Source organism: Xenophilus azovorans DSM 13620, assembly GCF_000745855.1.
GTDB lineage: Bacteria > Pseudomonadota > Gammaproteobacteria > Burkholderiales > Burkholderiaceae_C > Xenophilus > Xenophilus azovorans.
Window position 1 is genome coordinate 1 of sequence record NZ_JQKD01000108.1, and the last position, 4817, is coordinate 4817.

Genomic DNA, 4817 nt, shown 5'->3' on the forward strand with positions numbered 1-4817 from the left:
AATCCCGGCCCGGATAGCCCAACGCCTTGACGGTGAAGGCAATGCAGCGCCCGTGCTCGAGGTAGTGTTCGACGGCCCGTTCCTTCTGGGCCTGAGAGTACTTCGGCTTCGAGCGCACATAGCCGTGCGACAGGTCGTGGTGTCGCTCGTACTCCTCATGCCAGTTCTTCAGGGAATTCTTCGTCGGGTAGCCCAGCCGGCGAATGGTCGCCCCAGAACGCTTGCCCAACTTGATGTACAGCTGTACTGCGCGAACTCGATCTTCGTATGAATACATGAACTACCTCCAACGGTAGTCCAAGAAATCCGCCGCACCCCCGATGGGTCAATTTTCGGCCGGCGCCAACAGCCGTAGCTCATCGCCTTGTGGCGACTCGCATTGGCTTGACCTTGGTGCCGTACACTGCGATGGTGCCCAGCTTGACCAGGCCCGTCTCGCGCGCCGGGCGAACGACCTGCACGAACAGCTCGCTCAGCTCCAACAGGTGCAGGGCGCGGAAGTCCCGGATCGTGCGGTGCGCGGGGAAGTTGCCCGCGGCCAGCACTCGGAAGGCCACGTCCTCATGCAGCTTGCGCGCGATCTTACGCGAGCTGAACACGCCCGTGGCGTACCCGTAGATCAGCGCCTTGACCATCATGGCGGGATGAAACGGCTGGTTGCGCGGGCCGTCCTTGTCGTAGCGGGCATGGAACGCGCCCAGTTCCAGCATGTCGACCGTGTCGCTGATGAAGTGCGTCAGATGCCCCTGGGGCAACCAGTCCTGCATCGCCTCGGGCAGCAGCAGCATCTGCTGCGGGTCGTAGGGTAGGTAGTTCGCGGCCATGACTCATGAACGCGCGTTGCCCCTCGGTCGAGGACGCGAAACCGGCTTCTGCCGCCCAGACTCCTAGGTGTTTGATCCCAGGGTTTGATGGTGCATTCTTCTCCCCTCAATGGAAGGAAGCACTATGGGCCAGGTTCTTCACGGCTGCGTCACCACGAAAGAGGCGACCCGTCAAACCAACACCAGTTCCAAGGATGGTCCGAACGTCGGCTCAATCGATGCTGCTCACCCGAGAAGCATCGCAGCTGCCCCAGGCGGAAAGCACGACCCTCGCCCTGCCGCATCAACGCTAGGGGTGTACGGCAGGGGTGCGAACGCCGCGTAGTTCCCGACCGTCAGCGTGATTCCCAGTCCTGCGGCCGACGTCGTGCCCGGGAACATCGTCACCTCCGGGTCGCCCTGGAAGGCGTCCACCGCCGCCTGGCGCTTCTTGAGGCTGTCCAACCCGACCATCTTGTCGCCCTCAGAGAGGCTTTCGACCGTCTCGTCGAGGAACTGAATCTTCAGCGCTTCAAGCGTGCGCCGCAACTTGACGATCTTGGGCATGGCCATCACAAGCTCATGCCGTTATAGACCGCCCCGTAGGCGCCCAGGCCCTCGGGCGGCGAGATGTAGCAGAGCTGAATCGTCTTCGTGTCCAGGTCCTCCAGCACGTTCTTGCTGCGCCTGAGCAATCACCCCTTGAGCGCAGCGGCCAGCTTCGCCCGGTTCTCGCTGCCGCCGGCGTAGTCCTTGCCGAATCCATTCAGTGTCAGGTTGCCCAGGTGGTGGTCCGCCGTACGCAGCAGCGTGTGCATCTCGATCTCGCGATTGAGCAGCGGCGTGCCTGTCATCACGAAGCGGCGCGGTCTCCGCGCGGCCAGCAGGAACATGTTCCCGGGGCACCCGAAGTCGTACTCCTCAGGTAGTGGGCCTCGTCGGCACCCATGGCTCCGATAGGAAGATCAATCTCCTTGACCAGGCTGCCGAGGCGCTCGTAGTGAGTCACGATCCGCCGGCAACCCCGCGGGGCTGCTCATCCAGTTTTCGACGACGACACCTACGCGCCAAGGCGGGCGCCGCTCTGACTGACCAGACGGGCCACGCCCACCGCGCAGCACGCGTTGCTCCACGAGCACCTGCAAGGCTTCTGGTCCGCGGACAGGCCGGTACCTCGCTCCAGTTCGGTGAAGAAGTAGCCGTCGCGGGCGACGTCAGCGACTCGATCACCACGAGCTGCTGGTGGACGAAGATGAACTCCGCAGCCACGCCCCCGCTGGAGGCCAGTCGTTCGACGGTCGCGCCGGGCTCGGTCCGGACCGCCGGGCACGCCTACTCCTGAGTCAGAAGTCATATCCTAGAGATGCATGCAATCACGCGGCACGCTGCGAAAGATGCTCCTTCAGGTACTCGATGAAGTGTTGGGTCTTTGCCGGCAGCAGCCGCGTCTCGGTGATCGCATGTACCGCGATGGAGGACGCCTGCCAATCGGGCAACACCCGCCGCAGATGCCGCGCTGCAGGCGTTGCCCGCACAGCTTCCTCGGCAAGCATGGCGATGCCTAGCCCCTCGACCGCCAAGCGCTGCATCATGCCCACGTTGTTGAGACGAAACCGGCCGGCCACGCAAACTTCCCGTTTGACGCCGTCACGCAGCAATGTCCACTTGGACTCATTGGGGAATAGCAGGCAGGCGTGCCGCGCCAGTTCATCCGGGTTACGGGGTTGACCGTGGACATCGAGATACTGCGGCGACGCGTAGAGATAGCGCGGCACCTCCGCGATCTTGCGGCTGATAAGGTGCGAGTCCGGCAACTCGCCCATGCGAATGGCCACATCAAAAGGCTCGGCCACGAGATCGACCCGGCGCGGCGTCAGATCGAACTCGAACTCGATCTCGGGATAGCGGCGGCAGAACCCCGGAAGACATCGGGCCAGGAACACAGTCGCAAAGTCCACGGGCAGCGAGACCCGCAGCACGCCTCGCGGCTGCGATACCAGGCCGCCAAGCTGTTCGTGCGCCAAGCGTGCCTCTTCGACGATGTGCCGGCTGCGCTCGAAATAAATCTGACCGGCCTCGGTCAGTTCGATGCGGCGCGTCGTGCGGTGCAGCAGGCGCAGGCCGATCGCACGCTCCAGCGCAACAATCCGTCGCGACAGCGTCGAACTTGGCATGCCCAGCGCCTCTGCGGCGCGGCGAAAACTCCGGGCGCGCGCCACCTCGACGAACAGGCTCATATCTCTCAAGGGATCGGCCTTCATTGCTGCAGAAATGGCATTCTGAATCCAGTTTTTCTGTATTTACACCAAATATGGTTCAGTGGATAGTGCGGACACGGCACGGATGGCAATGTCGTCCTCCGTGCGCCGCTGGAGAATGGCCATGGCCGACACACTTGCATCCTGGCGTGATGCCGCCCTTCTGCTCATCGACCATCAGGTCGGCACGATGAGTTGGGTCAAGTCGATCCCCTTCGAGGAGATGAAGCGCAACGCGCTGATGCTGGCCAGGACCGCCGGTATCCTGAAACTGCCCGTGGTCCTGACATCGAGCATGGAAGGCCATGCGCAGGGACCGCTGCTGAGCGAACTCGAGACGATCCTGCCGACGGCGTTCAAATCGCGCATCCAGCGCGCCGGCATCGTCAATGCCATGAACGACGAGAAGTTCGCGGCGGCCGTCAAGGCGACGGGGCGCGAGACGCTCATCGTCGCCGGTGTTACGAACGACGTGTGCACGGTCTTTCCCGTCCTCACGCTGCTCGAACAGGGCCATCACGTGCTGGTGGCGGCCGATGCCGGCGGCTCCCCCGGCAAGATGGCGGACGAACTGGCGCTCGAGCGTATGGCGCGCGCCGGTGCCACCCTGCTGGGCACCAACCAATTGCTGGCGGGCTTGGCCGGTGACTGGTCGACGCCGGAAGGCGGCGAGCTCGTCGCGGTGCTCAGCCAGGCTTTGCAGGCATGAGCGCCAGCACGCCAGATTTGCAGGATCGACCCGTGAAGCTCTACTACGCACCGGGCACCTGCGCTGTGGCGTGCTGGATCGCCCTGGAATGGGCCGGCGCTGAGTTCGAAGCCGTCCGGGCCGACTCCGCCTCAGAGGCGTTCCGGCGCGTCAACCCGCTGGGCATGGTGCCTGCGCTCGATACCGGCGGCCCGCGCGCCATGACGCAGTCCGATGCGATCCTGACGTACATCGCGGAAACGCATCCCGATGCACGACTCGGCACGGACGATGACGTCCACGGCCGTTTCGAGTTCGCCGAGATCATGGCCTTCCTGACGGGCGATTTCCATCCGGCGTTCTGGCCCTTCTTCACCCCCCAGCGCTACACGACCAATCACGCGCTCCAAGCACTGGACGATGTCCGCGCCGCAGCGCACACGCGCATCGACCGGGTGATGCAGCATCTCGACCGGATGATCGGCCAGGGCAGCCACGTGTACAGAGGTCGCCGCACTGTCGCGGACGCCTATGCCTTCGTCATGGCGCGCTGGACCAGCAAGCTGGACAAGACCTGGAAGGACTACCCGAACGTGGCGCGCTTCTATGCGCGCATGGAGCAGGACCTGACGGTGCAAGACGTGTTGCGCCGCTCGACCTGAACGAAGCCATCACAACGGGCGGGCTGGACAGATCAGGCATTCACGTTGCCGAGAACCTGACCTGACCCTGCCTAGATTTCACGTACAGCAAGAAGTTGGAAACTTCAAAGGTACGGAGAATCGAGATGAAAGAAGGCAGGCTGCCCAAGAGGCAGTACACAGAGGAATTCAAGGCCGAGGCCGTCAGGCTGGCGGCCTCGGTGGGCGGCCACGAGGCAGCGCGGCGCCTGGGCGTGCCGGTGGCCACGGTGGGAAACTGGTCCAGGCGCGGTGTTGCCTCGGCCACCACCGGCGGTACGGTAGCGTCGGGTGATTCACCCGCCCGGCGCCCCGTCAGTGAGCTGGAAGCTGAGAACAGCCGCCTGCGCAGGGAACTGGCCGAAGCGAAGCTGGACGTGGAAATCCT

At 63.9% G+C, this 4817-nt stretch carries 7 protein-coding genes and 2 pseudogenes; 3 read left to right on the top strand and 6 right to left on the bottom strand.

Annotation, left to right across the window (positions count from 1 at the left end):
• From Q392_RS26085 to Q392_RS26100, 6 genes and pseudogenes are all read right to left on the bottom strand, one after another.
• Positions 1–277 (bottom strand): annotated as a pseudogene (locus Q392_RS26085) (IS3 family transposase); the annotation flags it as partial.
• Positions 278–351: 74 nt separating this feature from the next.
• Positions 352–824 (bottom strand): annotated as a pseudogene (locus Q392_RS26090) (transposase); the annotation flags it as partial.
• 225 nt (positions 825–1049) lie between these two features.
• Positions 1050–1370 carry a P-loop NTPase family protein gene (locus Q392_RS31525; protein ID WP_211260308.1) on the bottom strand — a complete coding sequence of 107 codons (321 nt, stop codon included), beginning with the start codon at positions 1368–1370 and terminating at the stop codon, positions 1050–1052.
• Positions 1371–1375: 5 nt separating this feature from the next.
• Complete coding sequence (locus Q392_RS34090) at positions 1376–1498, bottom strand: hypothetical protein (protein ID WP_281173465.1); 123 nt, start codon at positions 1496–1498, stop codon at positions 1376–1378.
• Positions 1499–1696, bottom strand: coding sequence for a hypothetical protein (locus Q392_RS31530; protein ID WP_051953979.1), 198 nt, complete (start codon positions 1694–1696; stop codon positions 1499–1501).
• A 480-nt stretch (positions 1697–2176) separates the two neighbouring features.
• Positions 2177–3040 (bottom strand): LysR family transcriptional regulator, encoded by an 864-nt coding sequence (locus tag Q392_RS26100; protein WP_245610829.1) that lies wholly within the window; start codon positions 3038–3040, stop codon positions 2177–2179.
• Positions 3041–3185: 145 nt separating this feature from the next.
• Here Q392_RS26100 and Q392_RS26105 point away from each other — a divergent pair, with 145 nt between their 5' ends.
• The 3 genes from Q392_RS26105 to Q392_RS26115 form a co-directional block, all read left to right on the top strand.
• Positions 3186–3770: an isochorismatase family protein gene (locus Q392_RS26105; protein WP_038215386.1), complete on the top strand. Its 585-nt coding sequence runs from the start codon at positions 3186–3188 to the stop codon at positions 3768–3770.
• Between the two features lie 32 nt (positions 3771–3802).
• Complete coding sequence (locus tag Q392_RS26110) at positions 3803–4411, top strand: glutathione S-transferase family protein (RefSeq protein WP_038215387.1); 609 nt, start codon at positions 3803–3805, stop codon at positions 4409–4411.
• Positions 4412–4536: 125 nt separating this feature from the next.
• A partial coding sequence (locus tag Q392_RS26115; protein ID WP_038215390.1) for a transposase occupies positions 4537–4817 on the top strand: 281 nt, incomplete at its 3' end.